Source organism: Luteolibacter sp., from assembly GCF_058122085.1.
Genome location: NZ_JBIKBQ010000081.1, coordinates 1 through 19,668, shown reverse-complemented (window position 1 = coordinate 19,668; position 19,668 = coordinate 1). Strand labels below are relative to the sequence as shown.

Genomic DNA, 19,668 nt, shown 5'->3' with positions numbered 1-19,668 from the left:
TTTCACCACCGCGAATGGCAGTGCTACCGTCACAGCCGCTGGTCACGGTGCCCCCGTCGGCATCAAAGTAACCGTTATGATCACCGGGCATACGGGGTCCAACCCGGATATTAACGGGGTTCATGTCATGACCGCAGTTTCGTCAACTCAGCTCACATTCTACTCAACTTCGGTCGTCACTGCGGGAACTGGCGGGACGCTTACGGTGCTGAACCAGTCCTACAACCAAGGGCTGATGATGAGTTCGAGCGTGGCATCTCCCATACAGGCGGCAACCGTAACCGTCACGTTGACCAGTCACGGATATGCCACCGGCGACTATGTCCATTTCAGCGGAGCGCAAGGCTCGGCGGCGGCATCCATCAACGAGTTGAATTCGAGTTCTACCAGCAAGGCCACTTGCGGCCCGATCACGGTAATCGACACGGGCAGCTTCCAATGCACGAGGTTCGCCACCACCCAGGCTAGCTTTGGCGATAACCTATCTCTCACTCAGTATCCACTGATGCGGAGAACCACAAACACGGCAGAAGGCTTCTACCTGACGCAGAAGCTCCGTGGGCGGGGTGTCGCCTGCCTCGTCACCGGAAGCCCGTAACCACCATCACCATGCAATACTACGACTACGAACACAACGGGACCGAGGTGACTCTGTGGAGAGCTTCCGGCAACGTGGGCAAGCCCCTGGCAGAATGCTTGCAGGAGCTTGACGCGGCGGGGGTCAAATACCACCGGGATGAAATTCCGCCCGGCCCCGGCGACAAGTCGAGGTTCGCCCCATGCACTCAACGGCAGATCCGCCTGTGGTTGTTGTCGCAGGGCATCACGGGGGATGCGGTAAGGTCCATGATCGAAGCCACACCCGACGCCACAATGCGCGAGGCCGCGTTGATTGAGTTTGAATATGCCACGGAATACCGCCGCGACCATCCGCTGGTCACGATGCTCGGGACCGAACTCGGGTTGACCGCAGAGCAAATCGACGGCGCATTCGTAGCGGCCACCAACCTGTAATCCAACCATGCGCGCACCGATCAACATCGACCTCGACTACGTCAGCAAAGCCATCGTCGGCATCGCTTCGCCGGTGTTGGGCGTCATCACGTCATACCAGGAGCAGATCGAATGGCACCTGCGCGTCGCTTCATTGGTCGTCGGTTTGGCGGTCGGTGTCATGTCGCTCGTGAGCATGCTCAAAAAACTTCGCCGTCGTTGACACCACCCCGGTTTACCATGAAAGCACTCAAATACCTCAGCTTCGTCGGAAAAATCGCCGGACTTGTCTCAGCTCTGAACGTCATCCCATTCGTGGACCCGAAGATCGGCGTGATCGTTTTCGCCGCCGCCTCGATTCTCAAGGACACTGTGAACCGCATCGGTGACCTGCTCGACGACGGCAAAGCGAACGCCAGCTTCAAAGGCTGAGCGAGAGCACCATTTTTCGGGAGTCATCAATCCGGGGTGAGGGAAGCAATTTTCCTGCCTCGGATTTTGCGTTGGGTGCCGCATGGAAGCACGTGCCGCTTGCACAAGGGATGGCAATATCCCCTCCCCTCACATGACCATTCCGCGTGAGTTAGTCATCGTTGGCATACGGATTGAACGGGCGGTCACTTCTCGATGATCTTGCCATTCAGCGTCATCCGCCCGGTCCGCTTGTCCCACACGAACGTGTTCTCCATCTGCCCGTCCTTGGGCAGGATAGCAAACCACTTGTCTGCCTGATCCTCGGTGGTCAGTTCCCGGTAGTGCTTGAAGATGATGGAGGGGGAATTGCCCGCTTCCAAGGCCACTTGATCGGCACTCTTCACCACGGCGATCCGGTAGGAGATGAACGAATGCCTCAGCACGTTGCGCGGCCACTCGATCTTGAGGGCGCGGGACAACGCAGACATGTCCACATGCAGGTTCTTCGCGGACACCACCTTCCCCTTTCGTATGAGCGGTTGCAGCCAAGCCGCGAGATTGTCCGTGATGGGCACCACCCGTCTCGATGCGGTCTTCGCCTGCCCCGCACGGATTTCGATGATCCGGCGATCCAAGTCCACCGCGGACCAATCGAGCCGGTTGAGTTCGGCAACACGGATACCGGAAAACGCCCCGATCGCCAAAATCGGTATCAAGCGTGGCGGGGCGTTATGGAGGATAGTCTCCATCTGCTGGGGCGTGAAGACAGTGACATCGTCCGACACGTTTTTGACCAAGCGCACGGAGTCGGCCGCAGTGCTCCGGTCTTCTGGAAGATAATTGCGGCTGCGGGCGAAGGAGAAAAACACCTTGATGCAGCGCAACATCGAGTTGCGTGTCCCTGGGGCCACGGCCAGCGAGCGGAGCCATGCGTCGATTTCCTGGGAGGTGGCGTCGAGAACCTCGCCCGGGAACTTGGTGGCGAAGCGGTTGAGGGTGGTCTTCAACTGGCCCAGATAGACCTTGCTCGCCCCGTCCTGTTTGCGGTGCAGCAGCATTTCCGCGACGACATCGGGAATCGTGATCCGTCGCACCACCTTCTTGAAGTGCTGGCCATACTCGGAGGCCATGGCGGCAAGCGACTCCGTTCCGGCAAGATCGCGGGCGCGGAGGTAGTCCTCCACAGCGGCGACCAAGGGAATGCCGGTTTTCTCGAGCATCGCCACCGCCGCTTTGAAGCTGTCGCGCTCGTGCGACTTGAGGTCAGTGACGTGCTGCATTCCGACCTGAATTCGCTGCGCCACGAACAGCGCCTCCTTTTTGGCGTCGTCCAGAGAGTTGAAGACTTTCCGCTCGCGGCGACCATTCCGGTAAAAGCTCAGCGTGTAGCGGACCCGGCCCTTGGATTCCGTCTGGTAGATCGGCACCACGGCAGACCCCGCTTTTACCTTGAGGAACGGACCCGCCTTCTTGCCGTGCGGTTTCGAGCCTGCCCGCACGTTTGTCACCATTCTGTCACCACCCTCGTTCATGGGGTGGGAAGCCATGTCAACATGGCCGGAAAGCGTCTCCGTAAGCCATTGAAGATAAATATGGTGCGCGCGACAGGACTCGAACCTGAACAGGGTTGCCCCCACTAGAACCTGAATCTAGCGCGTCTACCAATTCCGCCACGCGCGCACATCATCGATTGGTCGGAGGGAAAAACACCACGGGCCCCCGCTGATTGCAACCCCGTTTTCGGAAAGTTTTTGAAATCCGCGACCCGGCACTGTGATCTGGCGGTTTTCGGCGTTGCCAAACCCGCTCGCGGTCAACCACGCTCGCCCCATGCAAAAGGCCACCCCGCTCATTCTCGTCCTCATTCTCGCTGTCACGGCCGGGATCCTTTCGGTGCGCTCGCACAAGCCGCCAGCCGCAGTCCCGCCGCCGGTCGTCGAGACGGTGGCGGCACCCGCCGCGCCGCCCCCCCCGACGGTCAAGACCGACACTGCGGCGCCCAAGGTGACGCCGCGCCCTTGGCCGCAGGCATCCTCGGACATCGCCCCTGATTCCGGCGCGACGTTCGGGACTTTGGAAAACGGCATGCGCTACATCATCTATCCGAACGCCGAACCGCCGAAGCGGGTTTCGCTGCGGCTTCACATCGCCGCCGGCTCGCTGATGGAGGCGGATGACCAGCAAGGCCTCGCCCACTTCCTTGAGCACATGGTTTTCAACGGTTCCAAGAATTACACCGCGGCGGAGCTCATTCCGAGGATGCAGCGCCTGGGAATTTCCTTCGGCGCCCACGCCAACGCCTACACCTCGTTCGACGAGACGGTTTATATGCTCGACCTGCCGGATTTATCGGAGGACACGCTGAAACTCGGCCTCACGGTGATGCGGGATTTCGGCGACGGGGCACTGCTCGCACCCGAGGAAATCGACAAGGAACGCGGCGTGATCCTGTCGGAAAAAATGAGCCGCGATTCCGTCAACACCCGTCTGATGGAGCAGCAGTTCGCCGAACTGTTACCGGATTCCCTCGTTAGTCGGCGCTTCCCCATCGGCACCGAGCAGGTGATCAAGTCCGCGCCGCGCGAACGCTTTCTGGACCTTTACACCCGCTACTACACCCCGGAGCGCATGACTTTCATCGTTGTCGGCGATATCGACCCAAAGGGGATCCAGAGTAAGATCGAGAAGACATTCGCCTCCATGAGCAATCCGGCGAATCCCGGGAAGAACCCGGATCTCGGCCCGATCAAACAGCCCGAAGGCCTCGAAACCGGAGTTTTCCATGACAGGGAAGTCGCCTCCACCGACGTCTCGCTCGTGCTCGTCCGGCCATACGTCGAGAAGCCCGACACTGCCGCGACCCGAGCGGAACGCATGCCGCTGGACATCGCCCACTCGATCATCAGCCGCCGCTTCGACCGGCTTTCCAAGATCGAGGGTTCCGCCATCACTTCCGGCTCCGCCTCCAACAGCACGCTCTTCAATTATCTCGATATCGGCTCCATCGACGTCACCGCCGCCGACGACCGCTGGCAGGAAGCCGTGCCGATCCTGGAGCAGGAGTTCCGCCGCGCCATCCAACACGGCTTCACCGAGGCCGAGCTCGCCGAGGCCAAGTCCAACCTGCTCAACTCCTATCAACAGCAGGTGAAACAAAAAGCCACCCGCAAGTCCGACGGCATCGCCACCGTCCTCGCCAAATCCATCAACGACAAAACCGTCTTTTCCGATCCGGCCACCGACCTCGAGCTGGCGGCAAGCACGCTCGACGCCATCGACCTCGCCGCCTGCCACCAGGCGCTGGTGAAATTCTGGGAGACTTCCGGCCACCACCTGATCCTCACCACCAAGGAGAAGCCGGAAAACGCCGAGAAGGAGCTCGCCGCGCTGTTCGAGGAATCCCGCGGCAAGCCCGTCGAAGCGCCCCTCCTGCGCGCTATCCAGCCCTTCGGTTACACCGACTTCGGCAAGCCGGGCGCGGTAATTTCCCGCAAGGAGGTCAAGGATCTCGGCATCACCCAGCTGGTGCTTTCCAACCAGGTGCGGGTCAACCTCAAGCAAACTGATTTTGAAAAAGGCAAGATCCGCCTGCTCGCCCGCATCGGTTCCGGCAAGCTCACCCAGCCCAAGGACACGCCCATGCTCGACGTGTTCGCCACCGCGGTCTTCGAAGGCGGCGGCCTCGGCAAGCACAGCAACGACGACCTCCAACAGATTCTGGCGGGCAAGAACGTCGGCTCCTCGCTGGTCATCGGCGACGACGCGTTCACCCTCGGCGGCACCACCACCCCCGCGGATTTCACCACCCAGGTCCAGCTCATGTGCGCCTCGCTGAAAGATCCCGGCTACCGCGACGAGGCGCTCTGGCAGTTCCAGAAGGCGGTCCCCATGCTCTATCAGCAGCTCAAGCACACGCCCGCCGGCCCCCAGCGGGAAATGGAAGCCTGGCTCCACGGCGGCAACTCCCGCTTCACCATCGCCCCCGCCGAGAAGCTCTCCACCTACACCCTTGACGACGCGAAGCGGTGGTTCACCCCCGAGCTCACCAAGGGCTACCTCGAGCTCACCATCGTCGGTGACCTTGAAATCGACAAAATTCTACCCGATCTCCTCGCCACGTTCGGCGCGCTGCCCACGCGCGCTTCCGCCGCACCCGCCCTGCTAGAAGCCCGCAAGATCCGGTTTCCCAACGCTCCCGCCGCCAAGACCTTCACCTACGAATCGAAGATCCCCCAAGGCGTCGCCACCAGCCTCTGGAAGACCGTTGGCGTCCGTGGCAACCAGAAGGAGTTCCGCCGCCTCAACGTCCTCGCCGACATCTACGGCGACCGGCTCCGCGAGGAAATCCGCGAGAAACTCGGCGCGTCCTACAGCCCTAACGCCGGAGCGTCCGGCTCCGACGCGCTCGAAGGCGTCGGCTACATCATCGGCGAGAGCGTCGGCAAGCCCGAGGACCTCGAGCTCCTCCTCAAGACCATGCGCGACCTCGCTGATAGTTTCGCCGCCACCGGCGCCACCGCCGACGAACTCGACCGCGCGCTCAAGCCCACCCTCGGCCAGCTTGAAAAATCCCTCCGCGATAACAACTACTGGCTCGGCACCGTCATGAGCCAGTCCCAGTCGGACCCCAAGCGCCTCGACCTCGCCCGCGGCCGCGATGCCGACTACCGCTCGATCACCCTTCAGGAAGTCAACGCCCTCGCCAAAAAATACCTCAAGGCGGAAAACGCCCTGCTCGTTGCCATCAAGCCCGCGGGTTGAGTCCGTCGTACCGCCTTCCGGCTGAATTCCCACTCACACCGCCCATGGAAGAAACCACCATCCGCCCGCTGGGACCCACCGATCTGGCAGACGCGGCGGCCTTGCTGACATTGCTGAATCCGGAGACACCCGCGGCGACCATCGCCGCGCGCCTCGACACGCTGTTAGACGACTATTCCCACTACGAGCTCGTCGGCGCGTTCACCGGTGGCACGCTCGCGGGCGTCGCCGGCGCCTGGGTCGCCACCAAGATCTGGTGCGGCCGCTATCTGGAAATCGACAACCTCGTCGTCGCGCCCGCGCGGCGGTCCGCGGGCATCGGCAGCCTGCTCATCCGCCATCTCGAGGGCCTCGCCCGCGAGCGGGATTGCAACATCATCGTGCTCGACAGCTACACCGCGAATCACCCGTCGCACCGCCTCTATCACCGCCTCGGCTTCGAAATCTGGGGCTTCCATTTCGCCAAGCCCGTCGGCGACTGGAAAGCCGCGCCATGAACGTCGCCATCGTCCACTATCACCTCGGACCCGGCGGCGTGACGCGAGTGATCGAAGCCGCCTCGCAAGCCCTCGCCACCGCCGGCATCCGGCACGTCGTCCTCACCGGCGACGCGCCGCCAAGTGGCTGGGGCGTCTCGCCCCAGACCGTGGCGGGAGCGTCTCGCTCCCTGCATCCCACATTCCACACCATCCCCGGCCTCGACTACCTCCCGACGCCGGACGACCACACCGCCGAAGCCCTGACTGAGTCCCTCCGCGCCGCCGCCACCGAAGCGCTCGGCGGCCCGCCCGACCTCTGGCATTTCCACAACCACTCGCTCGGGAAGAACTGCCTCATCCCCCATGTCATCGCCCGCTTCGTTAGGGAAGACGAGCGCGTCGTCCTTCAAATCCACGACCTCGCCGAGCAAGGTCGTCCCGCGAACTACCAGCTTGTGGCGAACTGCCGGACGCTCTATCCGTTCTCTCCCCGCATCCGCTACGCCTTCCTCAACTCCCGCGATCTCGACCTTTTCACCGCCGCCGGCCTGCCGCCGGAAAACGCCGTCCTGCTCCCCAACCCGGTTACCCTCCCCGCCGCGCCTCCTTGCGACCCGCCCGCAGACTCCCCTTCCCCCATCCTCTTCGCCCCCGTCCGCGGTATCCGCCGGAAAAACCTCGGCGAGCTCGTCCTGCTTGCCGCGCTGGCCCCCGCCGGCACCCGCGTCGCCGTTAGCCGCGCGCCGCGAAATCCCGAGGCGTTGCCCGTCCACGACACCTGGCGGAAATTCACCGTCAAACACCGCCTGCCAATCGGTTTCGACGTCGTCGATCGCTTCGCCCCCGCCGCCGGGGCCGCCACCGGCTTCGAATCCTGGCTCGCCCACGCCAGCCACATCGTCACCACCTCCGTTTCCGAAGGTTTCGGCCTGCCCTTCCTCGAAGCCGCCGCCCTCGGCAAGCCGCTCATCGGCCGGAACCTCCCGCACCTGGCCGCGGAACACGCCCGCCACGGCATCCTCGCCGGACGGCTCTACGACCGCCTGCTGGTCCCCGTCGATTGGAGCGATCTGCCGATCCTCCGCGACCACCTCACCACCGATCTGGAGAGAAACTACCGCGACTACCGCCGGCCGCTCTCCCAGGAAACCATCGATGCCACGCTCGCCGCGCTCGTCCGCGACGGCTACCTCGACTTCGGCAACCTCCCGGAACCCCTCCAGCAGGGAATCATCGAGCGCCTTGCCGACCCCGCCAACCGCCGCATCCTCCTCGTCGAAATCGATGGCGAAACCCAACCCGCCGTGGACTGGCTCGCCGCCGTCATCGCGGACCGCACGCCCACCGCCACTCCCACCCAGCTCGCGCCTTACTCTCCCGACGAGTATCGGAAATCCCTCACCGCGCTCTACCAAAATCTCGCCCGCCAGCCCGCCGGCCCCGTCCGCCACCTGCCCGCAGATGAAATCCTAACCGCCCACCTCGGCCCCGGATCGTTTCACTTTCTCCTCTCGTCACTCAAGCCCGCCGCCGCGGCTCCCAAATCCTACCGCGCGGTCATCTTCGACATTTACGGCACCCTGCTCGTCGCCGCGCCCGGCGGCGTGAAGCCCGATCCCCTCGCCGACCCCGTGCTGCGCGACATCCTCCGCCAGTTCGGCCACCAACCGCCGCTTTCTCCCAGCTCCGATCTCCACGCCGCCGTCCTTCGTCATCACGCCGCCGCCCGGATTCCCTATCCGGAGGTGGACCTCCGCGCCCTCTGGCGGGAAATCCTGTCGCTCGAACCCGGCACCGACACCAGCCCGCTCGTCGCGGCCATCGAGGCGGCATGGCATCCAGCCACGCCCATGCCCGGCGCGGAAAACCTCATCCAGCGCCTCTCCCGCTCCGGCATCTCGTTGGGCCTCCTTTCCAACGCCCAATCCAACACCCTCGCCTCGCTCGGCGGCGTCGCGGATCTCTTCGCGCCCGAGCTCACCCTTCTTTCCTATCAGCACGGCCTGGCCAAGCCGTCGCCCGAGCTGTTTCAAATCCTGATCGACCGCCTCGCCGGCCGCGGCATCACGCCCGCGGAAACGCTCTTCATTGGCAACGACCCGCTGCAAGACATCGTCCCCGCCGCCGCGGCGGGCTTTCAAACGGCGCTCTTCACCGGCCATCCAGACTCCCTCCGCCCCGGCGATTGCCACCCCGACCACCGCTTCCAAAGCTGGCCCGAGCTCGCCGCCCTGTTCTGACCCCAGCCGCTCAAACCGTGTTTTTACCGCTCAGACGAAAAATCTGCCGGTTACATGAAAAAATTACTTTCCATATCCTAATCATTAATTACGTTGCCCCCGTTCTGCACGAGGTCCGCCTCGTCAAAACTCCAGCCGTCAAAAGCCGGGCCAAGTGATTCGCATTGATCTCCGGGGGGAAGTCAACCGAGCCAGGCCTGGCCGATAGCTAGATAAAAAGGCGCGCGTTGAGAAATCCGGGGGGAATTCCAACGCGCGCTTTTTTTGTCCACCGCATGGGTCACTTCGCCAGCTCCTCGAGCAAGGCTTGGTTCAGCCGGATTCCGGCTTCGAAATTCTCAATCGGGAAATTTTCGTTCGGCGCGTGGATCTGGGCGTCGGACAGGGCGAGGCCGAGCAGCAGCGTGTCCGCGCCGAGGATGTCGCGGAAGGTTTGGACGATGGGGATGCTGCCGCCTTCGCGGATCAGGACCGGCTCGGCGTTGAACGAGCCGCGGAGCGCGGCTTGCGCGGCGAGTCCGAATTTCGAGTTGGGGTCGGTGACGTAAGGTTTGCCGTCGTGGCCCACGCGGACCTCGACTTCCACGCCGGGCGGGCAGTGCCATTCAAGGTGGCTCTGGACCTTTTCCATGATGTCCTTCGGGCTTTGGTCCGGGACGAGGCGGAAGGAGAGCTTCGCAAAAGCCTCGGCCGGGATCACCGTCTTGGAGCCCTCGCCCTGATAGCCGCCGCCGATGCCGTTGACCTCGGCGGTGGGCCGCGCCCAAAGGCGCTCGGCGGAGGTGAAGCCGGGCTCGCCATACAGGCCGGGCGAACCGGTGACCGCGAGGAAATCCGCGTCACTCACGCCGGGGACGCGGGACCACATTTCGCGCTCCCATGCCTCCAGCGGGCGGACCTGGTCGTAAAACCCCTCGATCGAGACCCGGCCGTCGAGCGCGTGAAGGCTGGAAATCAGGCGCGCCATGGCCGCCGCGGTATTGGCCACCGCGCCGCCGAAAAGACCGGAGTGGAGGTCGCCCTTGGGGCCGCGCAGGATCACCTCGCAGCAGGCGATGCCGCGCAACCCGTAGCCGAGCGTGGGCACGCCGGGAGCGACCATGCCGGTGTCGGAAATGGCGATCACATCGCACTTCAGCTCGTCGCAATGATGAAGCAGGAACGACGCGAGGCTCGGGCTGCCGATCTCCTCCTCACCTTCAAACAGGAAAATCAAATTCACCGGCAGCTCGCGGTTTTCCCGCAGGGTCTTCTCCACGCCGAGGACGTGCGCCATCATCTGGCCCTTGTTATCGGTGGCGCCGCGCGCCCAGATCCGGCCCTCGCGGATGACCGGCTCGAATGGAGCGCTGGTCCACAGCGAGAGGGGATCGACCGGCTGCACGTCGTAATGACCGTAAACGAGCACCGTCCGGCGGCCGGCGACATGCTCGTTTCTCGCGATGACGACCGGATGCATCGGCGTCTCGTGGAGTTCCGTCGCGAGGCCCATGCCCGCGAGTTTGGCGATCAGCCATTCCGCGCAGGCCCGGACGTCGCCGGCGTGCCTGGAGTCCGTCGAAACGCTCGGGAAACGGAGAAATGAAAACAGATTTTCAAGTTCGGGGGTCATGCAGCTGATGCTTGCCGCCGGGCCGCCCCTCTCGCAAGCGGAATTCCTTAAAAGGCAGCGCGCTTTCCATCAAGGCTTGGCCACCGGCGCTTCCGGCACCCCGGGCTTGGCCTCAGGCTTGATTTCCTCCGTTGGATGCGCGGCTTGGGAGGCTTCCTTGAGCCGCCGCGCCTTCGCATCGCTGTCCACCATGACGCCCGCCGTCCGCTGCAACAAGCGGTTCCGCTCGCCAACGGTCTGCCCCTTGCCGTCCATCATGGCTTTCATTTCGTCTTCCATTCCGTCCTCGTGGACTTTCTTGGGGGCAACGCCCATGGAGATGCTCGCGTTGTCGATGTCCGTCGAGTGAGTGCCGATTTTCTCCAAGGCCCGATCATACGCGTCGGCCATGCTCAGCGGGCTCTTCATCAATTGCGCGTCCTTGCCGCTGGCCCGCACATCCTCGATCAAGGCCGCGACTTTCCGGCGGTTGCCATCCGACGCCGCATACCAGCCAAGCGCCAGGCAGATGAGAAACCCGCAAAATCCCAGAATGATCTTGTTCGCCTGGCGACTGTCTTTCGCGGTCCGCTCGATCTGGAGGTCGAGCAAGGTCGAGAGATCCACCTCGACTTCCCTCGCCTCGGCCGATCCGTCGCCGGGCGGCTTCTCATCCCCGGATGGATTTGCGGTGGGCAATGACATCGCAGCCTTTTACCCGGATTTTCAAATCAATCAAGGCCGATGGCTTTAGAACCGACCGGGGCGGCCGGGTTGACGCGCCATTTCACGAAGACCCCGCGGGGTTCAGGGCGCCTCTTTTTTCAAATAAACATTGGCTTCACCCACGAAGGCCGCCAGCCGGTATTTCCCCTCGACTCGATGCTCCTTGACCGCGATCTTCACCTGATAGTCGCTGAACACTTCGTCTCCCATGGGACTTTTCTCCTCACCCACGACCTTGCGGTCCGTCACGGTGCAGCTTCCGTCCGGCAGCTTGAGACTGAGAACCGGCTCCGGCGCGTCCACGAACAATCCGTCGGAATGCTGGTTGTTGACCCATTTTCCGAGGCCCTCCTCCGTGGTTTCAGGAGCGAACAGGAAAACCGTGCCGGACGTTTTGAACGCGGCGCTGCCGTTGTCGATGTGCAGCACCACAACGGCTTTTTGTCCGGCCAAGGTATAGAAGATGAGCGTGTCGCGGATGCCTATCATGGAATGGCGGACCACTTCCTTTTTCGCGTCTTCCAAGGCGAGCACGCGTTCCCCGGCGGCGGGTGCCACCGGTGATTCCTCGGGTTGCGCGCCCTGCAGGACGGCGGATTGCACCCACAAGGATGAAAGGACTACCACTCCCAAGGAGAGTCCCGACTTTGCTAATTTTTCTAATGATTTCATGGTTTTCACCGGCTTGAGCGAACCTCTCGCGGCAGTTGCTGATTCAGCTGCCGCAGGATGTTCTTCTTACGTAAGACACCCCATTTCCCTAATCCTTGGAATATTTTTATGAAACGGGCATAAAAAAGATGCTACCCGTCTGGCATCGGGCGGCGAGTGGAAGGAAAACCGGCCTGCCGAAGTCAACCGCCGAAGCCGTGGCTCCGGAGAATTTTAAGCGTGCCATCCGCAGCCACCCTGCTTCACTGCCGCCCCCGCCTCGATGCCTGAAAACTCCTCAGAAGACACCCTGTTGCTGGTCGATCCCGATCTGGATTTCCTGGATTGGGCCACCAAACACCTTTCCGCCAAGGATTTGCGGGTGCTTCGCTGTGACAACGCCGCCAACGCCGTCAAGGTGATCGAGAAAACGCGGGTCAGCGTGGTGGTTGCGGCGATGGAATTGGAACCCTTCGACGGCATGGAGTTGCTCGGGCGGATTCTCCAGCAGAGTCCGCAAACGCTGGTGATTCTCACCGCCGGCTTTCCAACCACCGGCCAGATCATCGAGGCCACCCAGCGCGGCGCGCACGATGTCCTGCGCAAGGAATCGCTGGCTTTCGAGCTTCGTCCGGTGGTCGAATCCGCGCTCCAAACCCAGGACGACCGCCGCAGCGCCGGCCAACCGGACGCGGAGATGCCCAAGCACGACGGGCGGGTGAAAATGATCGGTATTTCGCGCGCGTTGCAGGAGGTTTTCAAACTCGTCGGCCGCGTCGCCCGCTCGGACGCGCCGGTTTTGATCGCCGGCGAGAGCGGCACCGGCAAGGAGCTCGTCGCCAAGGCGGTGCATGAATACAGCCCGCGGCGGCAGAAGGAGATGATCACCATCAACTGCGGCGCCATTCCTGAAAACCTGTTGGAAAGCGAGCTTTTCGGCCACGAAAAAGGCTCGTTCACCGGTGCCATCGCGCGCCGCGCGGGACGCTTCGAGCAGGCGGACGGCGGCACGCTTTTCCTCGACGAGATCGGCGACATGCCGCTTTCCATCCAGGTGAAACTCCTGCGGGTGCTGCAGGACGGGTCGTTCTCACGCGTGGGGGCTAACGAGACGCTGACCACCGACGTGCGGATCGTGGCCGCGACGCACAAGAACCTATCCGACGAAGTCGCCGCCGGGCGTTTCCGCGAGGACCTTTACTATCGGCTCAACGTGGTGGAGATCAAGATCCCCGCTCTGCGCGAGCGGTTGGAGGACATCCCGCTGCTGGCGGAGTATTTCCTGCAGCGCATCACCCGCAAGAACGGCATGGCGCGCATCCGCATCTCGGCGGAAGCCATCGCGACCTTGCAGACCCACAACTGGCCGGGCAACGTCCGCGAGCTGGAAAACACCATTGCCCGAGCCTGCGCGCTCGCCTCATCGCAAATCCTCCTGCCCGCCGACATCCCGCTCGCCTCCGCGCCGCGCAAGTCGCCGGCCGGTTTCGCCGCCGCGATGGACCAGCTGATCAACGCCGCCCCGACCGGAGAGGACCTCCTCGAATGGCTCAACGCCGAAATCGCGGCGCGGGTGCTGGAGCGTTCCGACGGCGACCTCAAGGAAGCGTCCAACATGTTGAATGTTCCCCTCGCCGAACTCAGAAAACTGCTAGCCCGGAAAAAATAACATGCTGCACACCGTCGAACACCCGCTGATCGCCGAGGAGCTGACGAAGCTGCGGGATCCGGAGTGCCCGTCGCCCGAGTTCCGCCAGAGGGTCCGTCGGATCGCCTCACTGATGGTCGCGACCGTCACCGCGAATTTCGAAACCACGGTCGTCGCCTGCAACACGCCGCTGGAAATCACCTCCGGCGTCAAAGTGTCCCGCGGCATCATTCTCGTCCCCATTTTACGGGCGGGACTGGGCTTCCTCGACGGATTCCTCGACCTGATTCCCCAGGCCTCCGTGGCGCACATCGGCTTGGCGCGGAATGAGAAAACCCTGCTAGCCGAGCCCTACTATTTGAAACACCCGCCGAACTTGGAAGAGGATGAAATCATCATTCTCGACCCGATGTTAGCCACCGGTGGATCGGCCATTGAGGCGGTCCGCAGCCTGCGGGAAGCCGGTGCCCGCCACATCCGCTTCGCCTGCCTGGTCGCCGCCCCGGAGGGGATTTCCGCGCTGGAACAGGCATTTCCGGACCTCGCGATTTACACCGCCTGCCTCGACCGCTGCCTCAATTCCTGCGGCTACATCCTGCCCGGTCTCGGCGACGCCGGCGACCGGCTATTCGGAACCTGCCGCTGAGCCGCGGTTTTTCAATGATCCGGGCTGGCAAAGGCGCGCTTCCCCTTTTAGCCTCCGCCCGTCCGATGAAGTTGTGGCCCCTTTTCCCACTATTCCTGCTCGCCCAGCAGCCATCCCTGCTTGGCCAGGGTCTGGCCGCGCTCACGCGGCAAGGGGATGAGGCCCTGAGCCACGGATTGTGGGAAGTCGCGGAACTGCATTTCCGGGAGTGCCTCGCCGACCCCTCGCTCACCGGCGAGGCGAAATCGACGATCGTGGTCCGCCTCGCAGAATCCCTGATCCGGGCGGGAAATCCCACGGAGGCGCTGGAGTTGCTCGGGCAGGCGGTGGTGGCGAAAAACCCGGAGACCCCGTTCTGGAAAGCCCAGGCGCTGGCCGGGCAGAATCACTTTTCCGAGGCCGCCGGAATGTTTTCCGAGCTGCTGGCGAATCCCGGCTCGCCGCATCGCACCGAGACCGGATTCACCTTGGCGAGCCTGCAATTGGCGCTCGGGCAAGCCGACGCCGCGCTCGACTCGCTCGCCACAATCCTCCCGGAAGCCGATGCCGCGACGCAGGCAGAAATCCAGCTCTATCGGGTGGAAATCCTGCTCGATCTCAAGCGCGCCGCGGATGCCCGCCAAGCCATGCCAAGCGCGCAAGCCATCGCCGTGGCAGACCGCCCGCTCGCCGCGTTTCTCGAGGCCCAGCTGCTGCTCCATGAAGGACGCCCGGCGGATGCCGAAGCCGGCTTTCAAGCGCTCGTCAACCACCCGCAAGGCCAATCCCTCACCCGCCATCACTTGGCCGCCATCGGTCTGGCGGATGCCATCGCCGCGCAGGGAAATCCCGATGCCGCGGCGAAATCCCTGCTCGCCTTCCTTGAAGAGCACACCGACTCCCCGGTCCTCGACGCCATTTTCCAGCGGCTCCTCCAGTGGCTTCCCAAAAAGCCCGCCGCCACCGACCCGATCCTCGAGCGCGTCGGCCAGTGGATCACGCCACCGGTCTTGCCCGTCATCGGCCCCATCGCCACGACTCCGACGGACACCGGCTCGGCCGCCGCCGGCGCCTGGCCCACCGACACCGCGCCTGACGAACTGACAGACCTGCTCGCGTTCTCGATTTACACCCGCGCGGTCGGGCTCCACCGCATGGCCACTCCGGAATCCCGGGCCGAGGCCAAGCTCTTGTTGCACCGCCTGCGGGTGGAAAATCCCGGCCACCCGGCCGCCAGCCGCGCGCTCTATCAACTTGCACGCTGGCTTCTCGACGCCGGCTCCACCGACCAGGCCTTCGCGATTCTCGACACCTTCCGAGACACTGCAAAGTCCCCTGCCCTCCAAGGCGAGGCCGCGTTTCTCAAGGCCCGCGTCGCCTGCCAGAATGGGGATTCCAAGCAAGCCATCCAGCTGTTCGACGAAGCCGCGATCGCCCTAACTGGCGATCAAGCGCGAGCCGCGAAGCTGCAAGCCGCCATCACGCGACTCCGCAGCGGAGAACTCAGGGGAACCACTCTCATTCAGCAGCAGGGCGGCCCTCCGGACACGGCGCTTGAGGCGGATCTCGAACTGGAAAGGGCACTTTCCTCCACACCCGCGAGTGCCGCCCGGTCGGCACTTGAAGAATTCCTCACCCGTTTTCCGGATCACGCCAGAGCGCCCGAAGCGCGCCTGGCAGCACTGGAAGCGGCCCTAGCAAGCGTCCCTCCCGACCTCGCGTTCGCCAAGGCGCAGTCGGAGATCCTAACCGCCGCGGCGGAGAAATCCGTCGCCCTGCCAGCCCCGCGGCTCGCCCTGGCCCGGCTTCACCTCTCCGATCTATCAAACGATTCCGCCGCCGCCATCGCCGCCGCCCAATCCATCATCGACACCTATCCGGCGGAGCCCGCCGCGGAGGAAGCGGCGCTTACACTCGGACGAAATCTCTTCCAAACCGGCAGTTACAATCCGGCCCGGCTGGTTCTCGAAAAACTCGCGGCGGCGGCCCCCAACCCCGCCCGCGCCCAAGCCGCATGGCTGTTGGCCGCGCGCTCCGCGGCGCTCGGCGGCACCCCGCAATCCAAGGAAGAAGCATTGATTCTTTTCGACAAGGCGATCGAAACCCAAGGACCGGTCAGCTCCATCGCCGCCCTCGAAAAAGCCCGTCACCTCATCGACATCTATCGCCTCGCGGAAGCCTCGGCGTTTCTCGCGAAATGGACCAAATCCCTGCCTGCGGACGATCCGCTCCACCTGCCCGCCGGCCTACTGCTAGGCGAAGCGCTGTATGCCCAAGGCAGCGGCAACCCCGCGTCGCTGGTCGAGGCGCTCGCGGTTTATGACAAGCTCCTCGCCCACGCCAAAACCCATCCCGCCCTGTTCAACCGCCTGCAATACCTGCGCGGCACCACGCTCGAACAGCTGCCGGACGAAAAGGACCCGGCCAAAAAACGCGAGAAACAAGCGTTCCAAGCCTATCACTCCGTGCTCGAAACCACCATGCCGCCCGCGGAGTGGGAGTATTTCGAACGCTGTGGCTTCCGCGCGCTCGCCCTTCTCGAAAAAGCCGGACGCTGGCCGGTCGCCATTACAGTTGCCAAAAAAATCGCTTCCTTCAAAGGTCCGCGTGCCGAAGAAGCCGCCACCCGCGCCAGCCAGCTCCAGCTCAAACACATGATCTGGGAGGACTGACCGGGTAAGCGCTGAAATACTGAAAACTGAAATACTGAAATTTCTTATGCCAAACCTCCTCGTCACTGGAAAATCCGGCCGCATGGGCCAAGCCGTCATCGAAGCCGCCGCCCAAGCGCAGGTCCCCGTCGCCGCCACCCATGACGCCGGCGAGGATCTGGAATCCGCGATTGCCCAAGCCAACTGCGCCATCGATTTCACGATCCATTCCTTCACCACCACCCTCGTCGAGGCGGCCGTGAAACACGGCACCAGCCTGGTCATCGGCACCACCGGCCACACCGACGCCGAGCGCGCGGTGATTTACGAGGCCGCCAAATCGATCCGCATCGTCTATGCCGCGAACTACTCCGTCGGCGTGAACACCCTCTTCTGGCTTACCCGCCACGCCGCCCGCATCCTCACTCAGGACCGCTTCGACATCGAGGTCACCGAGATGCACCACAAGCACAAGATCGACGCGCCCTCCGGCACCGCCCGCCGTATCCTCGAAATCCTCAACGAGGAAACCGGCACTTCCTATCAGGACGACGTCGCCCACGGCCGCTTCGGCAACATCGGCCCGCGCAAGCCGCGCGAAATCGGCATGCACACGCTCCGCGGCGGCGACGTGGTGGGCGACCACACCGTGCTCTTCGCCGCGGACGGCGAACGCGTGGAACTCACCCACAAGGCGTCCTCCCGCATGACCTTCGCCGCCGGCGCGGTCCGCGCGGCCAGCTGGCTGGAAGACCAGCCGGTCGGCCTCTACGACATGCAGGACGTGCTCGGCCTCGTCTAATCGTCAGCTTTCAGAACTCCCATTTATGCGCCCCATCCACACGCTTCCCCTGTTGCTCGTCCTCACCGCCTGCGAGCCGCGGAAATCCGAACCCGCGGCCCAGGCACCCGCCGCCCCCGCGGAAGCGACCGCCCCGTCCCGCGCCGACCTCAAGACCTCCGTGGTCCGCATCAACGCCACCCAGCAATCCTGGAATCCCGGCCAGCCTTGGGAGAAAAACCCGCCTAACCAACGCCGCGCCCTCGCCGCCATCGTCGGCCCTCAGCGCGTCCTCACCACCTCCGAACTCGTGGCGGACGCCACCTACCTCGAATTCGAATCGCCCGACGGCACCCATTTCGCGCAGGCGAAAGTCATCGCCGTGGACTACGAGGCGAACCTCGCCCTGCTAGGTCCGGCCGACGAAACGGAAGGCAAGCTCCTGTTTGAAAAAACCACCCCGCTGGAGATCACCGCTCCGCCGAAAATCGGCCAGGCCCTGGAAATTCTGCAGATCGAGGAAAACGGCCAGACGCTCCTCACCCCCGGCAGCCTCCAGAGCATCGACGTCACCTCCAATTTCCTCCCCGGACACGGTTTCCTCACCTACCTCGTCAAGGCCTCGATGCAGAGCGCCGCCAGCAGTTATTCGCTGCCCGTCGTCCATGACGGGAAACTCACGGGCGTGCTCATCAGTTACAACTCCAAGGACCAGATCTGCGACGTCGCCTCCACCGACATCATTTCCCGCTTCCTCGAGGAAAGCGCGGACGACGACTATCAGGGTTTCCCCAGCCTCGGGATTTCCATCGCCCGCACCGAGGACGCATCTCTCCGGCAATGGCTGAAACTCGCCGACGACCAGGGCGGAATCTACATCCAGTCCGTCCGCAAGGGCGGCGCCGCCGAGACCGCCGGCGTCAAGAAGGGCGACGTCCTGCTCGCCATCGACGGCCAGGCGATCGACCGCCGCGGATACTATCAGCACCCGAACTACGGCAGCCTGTTCTGGGGCCACCTCATCCGCGGGGAGAAGTCCACCGGCGAGTCCGTCACCCTCTCGCTGCTGCGCGAGGGGCAGCCGCTGGAAATCAAGCCCGTCCTCACCCGCGAGGAGGAAAGCGCGCGCCTGGTCCCCGGCTACAATTTCGGCAAGGCCCCTAACTTCCTGATCAAGGGCGGCCTCGTCTTCCAGGAACTTTCCCGCCCGCTGATGGAAGCCTACGGCGAAAACTGGCAGAGCCGCGCCCCGCTCAATTTCCTCGACGCGATGGAGAATCCCGAGAAATACGAGGACACGATGAACCGCGTCGTTTTCTTGAGCGGCTCCATCCCCACCCCCGCCACCGTCGGCTACGAAAGCCTTCGCAACCTCATCGTCCGCAAGGTCAACGGCAAGGAAATCAAGGACATGAAAACCCTCATCGCGGCGTTCAAGGGCAACCTGAACGAGCGCCATTCCATCGAGTTCGTCGAGGAGGACTTCACCGTCTATCTGGACGACGCTGCCTCCACCGGCGTGGACGCCCAGCTCCTCCAGCGCGGCATCTCCCGCCTCTCCCGCGCGGAGTGAGGGCCTAACCTCAACCACGGTGAAAGGGAAACGGGAACTCAACACGGAGGAGTCGGCGCGGCTCAAACAGCTTTGGAAGAAGCCGGTGCGGATGCTTCAATCTCCACGGGGGTACTCCACGCGCCCTCGCGTGTGGTTTTCAGCGCCCTCGCTGAAAACATGCGTTTGCAATGCAAAGACCGGCTCGCTCGTCATGCAGGCCAACCATGCCACGAGGGCGCGTGTGCTCCCCGCCATCGCGGCCGAGGCGGAGGGACTCCATGTCGTTTGACCCGCCGCCAAGCCTCCAAACCCCAATCTCCTTTTGCGTTCTTGGCTGCCTGGCGTCTCAAATCCTTCCCATCCCGGTCGATTTCCTCCTGGCGGTTTCAGGTTGCTAGTGTCGCGTAAAATTCAAATTGTTGGATGGAGTGATTTGAGTTTGATGCGGGCTTTTTCGTTGGTGAACTGCCAGTTGATCGAATTGGATTCCTCATTCTTCCGGGCGAGATAGGCTTTCACTTCGTTGGTGAATTCCCCTACCGAGCCGATCCTC

At 63.4% G+C, this 19,668-nt stretch carries 16 protein-coding genes and 1 tRNA gene; 12 read left to right on the top strand and 5 right to left on the bottom strand.

Going from position 1 to position 19,668, the window contains the following annotated elements; translation table 11 throughout:
• The 4 genes from AC4DF4_RS12810 to AC4DF4_RS12795 all read left to right on the top strand — a co-directional run.
• On the top strand, positions 1–598 hold a 598-nt coding region (locus tag AC4DF4_RS12810), incomplete at its 5' end, for a hypothetical protein (protein ID WP_490048500.1).
• Positions 599–609: 11 nt separating this feature from the next.
• Entirely contained in the window at positions 610–1,014 is a 405-nt protein-coding gene (locus AC4DF4_RS12805) for a hypothetical protein (protein WP_490048499.1), read from the top strand.
• Positions 1,015–1,021: 7 nt separating this feature from the next.
• On the top strand, positions 1,022–1,216 hold the full coding sequence (locus tag AC4DF4_RS12800) for a hypothetical protein (RefSeq protein WP_490048498.1): 195 nt from the start codon (positions 1,022–1,024) through the stop codon (positions 1,214–1,216).
• A 17-nt stretch (positions 1,217–1,233) separates the two neighbouring features.
• Positions 1,234–1,425 carry a hypothetical protein gene (locus tag AC4DF4_RS12795; protein WP_490048497.1) on the top strand — a complete coding sequence of 64 codons (192 nt, stop codon included), beginning with the start codon at positions 1,234–1,236 and terminating at the stop codon, positions 1,423–1,425.
• Positions 1,426–1,610: 185 nt separating this feature from the next.
• Here the strand turns inward: AC4DF4_RS12795 and AC4DF4_RS12790 are convergent, their stop codons facing one another.
• Both AC4DF4_RS12790 and AC4DF4_RS12785 read right to left on the bottom strand, forming a co-directional pair.
• Complete coding sequence (locus tag AC4DF4_RS12790; protein ID WP_490048496.1) at positions 1,611–2,954, bottom strand: tyrosine-type recombinase/integrase; 1,344 nt, start codon at positions 2,952–2,954, stop codon at positions 1,611–1,613.
• A 46-nt stretch (positions 2,955–3,000) separates the two neighbouring features.
• A tRNA-Leu gene (locus AC4DF4_RS12785) sits at positions 3,001–3,087 on the bottom strand.
• 150 nt (positions 3,088–3,237) lie between these two features.
• On the opposite strand from AC4DF4_RS12785, the gene AC4DF4_RS12780 reads away from it, so the two are divergent.
• Genes AC4DF4_RS12780 through AC4DF4_RS12770 form a run of 3 tightly spaced genes read left to right on the top strand, consistent with a single transcriptional unit; the run spans position 3,238 to position 8,887 of the window.
• Positions 3,238–6,168, top strand: a complete 2,931-nt coding sequence (locus tag AC4DF4_RS12780; RefSeq protein ID WP_490048495.1) for a M16 family metallopeptidase — start codon at positions 3,238–3,240, stop codon at positions 6,166–6,168.
• Between the two features lie 44 nt (positions 6,169–6,212).
• Positions 6,213–6,665 (top strand): GNAT family N-acetyltransferase, encoded by a 453-nt coding sequence (locus tag AC4DF4_RS12775; protein WP_490048494.1) that lies wholly within the window; start codon positions 6,213–6,215, stop codon positions 6,663–6,665.
• Entirely contained in the window at positions 6,662–8,887 is a 2,226-nt protein-coding gene (locus AC4DF4_RS12770; RefSeq protein ID WP_490048493.1) for an HAD family hydrolase, read from the top strand. Before AC4DF4_RS12775 ends, AC4DF4_RS12770 begins: the two co-directional genes overlap by 4 nt.
• Positions 8,888–9,167: 280 nt before the next feature.
• Here the strand turns inward: AC4DF4_RS12770 and AC4DF4_RS12765 are convergent, their stop codons facing one another.
• The 3 genes from AC4DF4_RS12765 to AC4DF4_RS12755 form a co-directional block, all read right to left on the bottom strand.
• Positions 9,168–10,499 carry a dipeptidase gene (locus tag AC4DF4_RS12765; RefSeq protein ID WP_490048492.1) on the bottom strand — a complete coding sequence of 444 codons (1,332 nt, stop codon included), beginning with the start codon at positions 10,497–10,499 and terminating at the stop codon, positions 9,168–9,170.
• Positions 10,500–10,568: 69 nt separating this feature from the next.
• Complete coding sequence (locus AC4DF4_RS12760; protein ID WP_490048491.1) at positions 10,569–11,183, bottom strand: hypothetical protein; 615 nt, start codon at positions 11,181–11,183, stop codon at positions 10,569–10,571.
• A 102-nt stretch (positions 11,184–11,285) separates the two neighbouring features.
• Positions 11,286–11,876, bottom strand: a complete 591-nt coding sequence (locus AC4DF4_RS12755; RefSeq protein ID WP_490048490.1) for a hypothetical protein — start codon at positions 11,874–11,876, stop codon at positions 11,286–11,288.
• 262 nt (positions 11,877–12,138) lie between these two features.
• On the opposite strand from AC4DF4_RS12755, the gene AC4DF4_RS12750 reads away from it, so the two are divergent.
• The 5 genes from AC4DF4_RS12750 (at position 12,139) to AC4DF4_RS12730 (ending at position 19,133) form a co-directional block, all read left to right on the top strand.
• Positions 12,139–13,524, top strand: coding sequence for a sigma-54-dependent transcriptional regulator (locus tag AC4DF4_RS12750; RefSeq protein WP_490048489.1), 1,386 nt, complete (start codon positions 12,139–12,141; stop codon positions 13,522–13,524).
• A 1-nt stretch (position 13,525) separates the two neighbouring features.
• Complete coding sequence (gene upp, locus AC4DF4_RS12745; protein ID WP_490048488.1) at positions 13,526–14,149, top strand: uracil phosphoribosyltransferase; 624 nt, start codon at positions 13,526–13,528, stop codon at positions 14,147–14,149.
• Between the two features lie 65 nt (positions 14,150–14,214).
• Positions 14,215–16,800, top strand: coding sequence for a tetratricopeptide repeat protein (locus AC4DF4_RS12740; protein ID WP_490048487.1), 2,586 nt, complete (start codon positions 14,215–14,217; stop codon positions 16,798–16,800).
• Between the two features lie 46 nt (positions 16,801–16,846).
• Positions 16,847–17,581, top strand: a complete 735-nt coding sequence (dapB, locus tag AC4DF4_RS12735) for a 4-hydroxy-tetrahydrodipicolinate reductase (protein WP_490048486.1) — start codon at positions 16,847–16,849, stop codon at positions 17,579–17,581.
• A gap of 25 nt (positions 17,582–17,606) precedes the next feature.
• Positions 17,607–19,133 carry a PDZ domain-containing protein gene (locus tag AC4DF4_RS12730; RefSeq protein WP_490048485.1) on the top strand — a complete coding sequence of 509 codons (1,527 nt, stop codon included), beginning with the start codon at positions 17,607–17,609 and terminating at the stop codon, positions 19,131–19,133.
• The last annotated feature ends 535 nt before the right edge of the window (positions 19,134–19,668 follow it).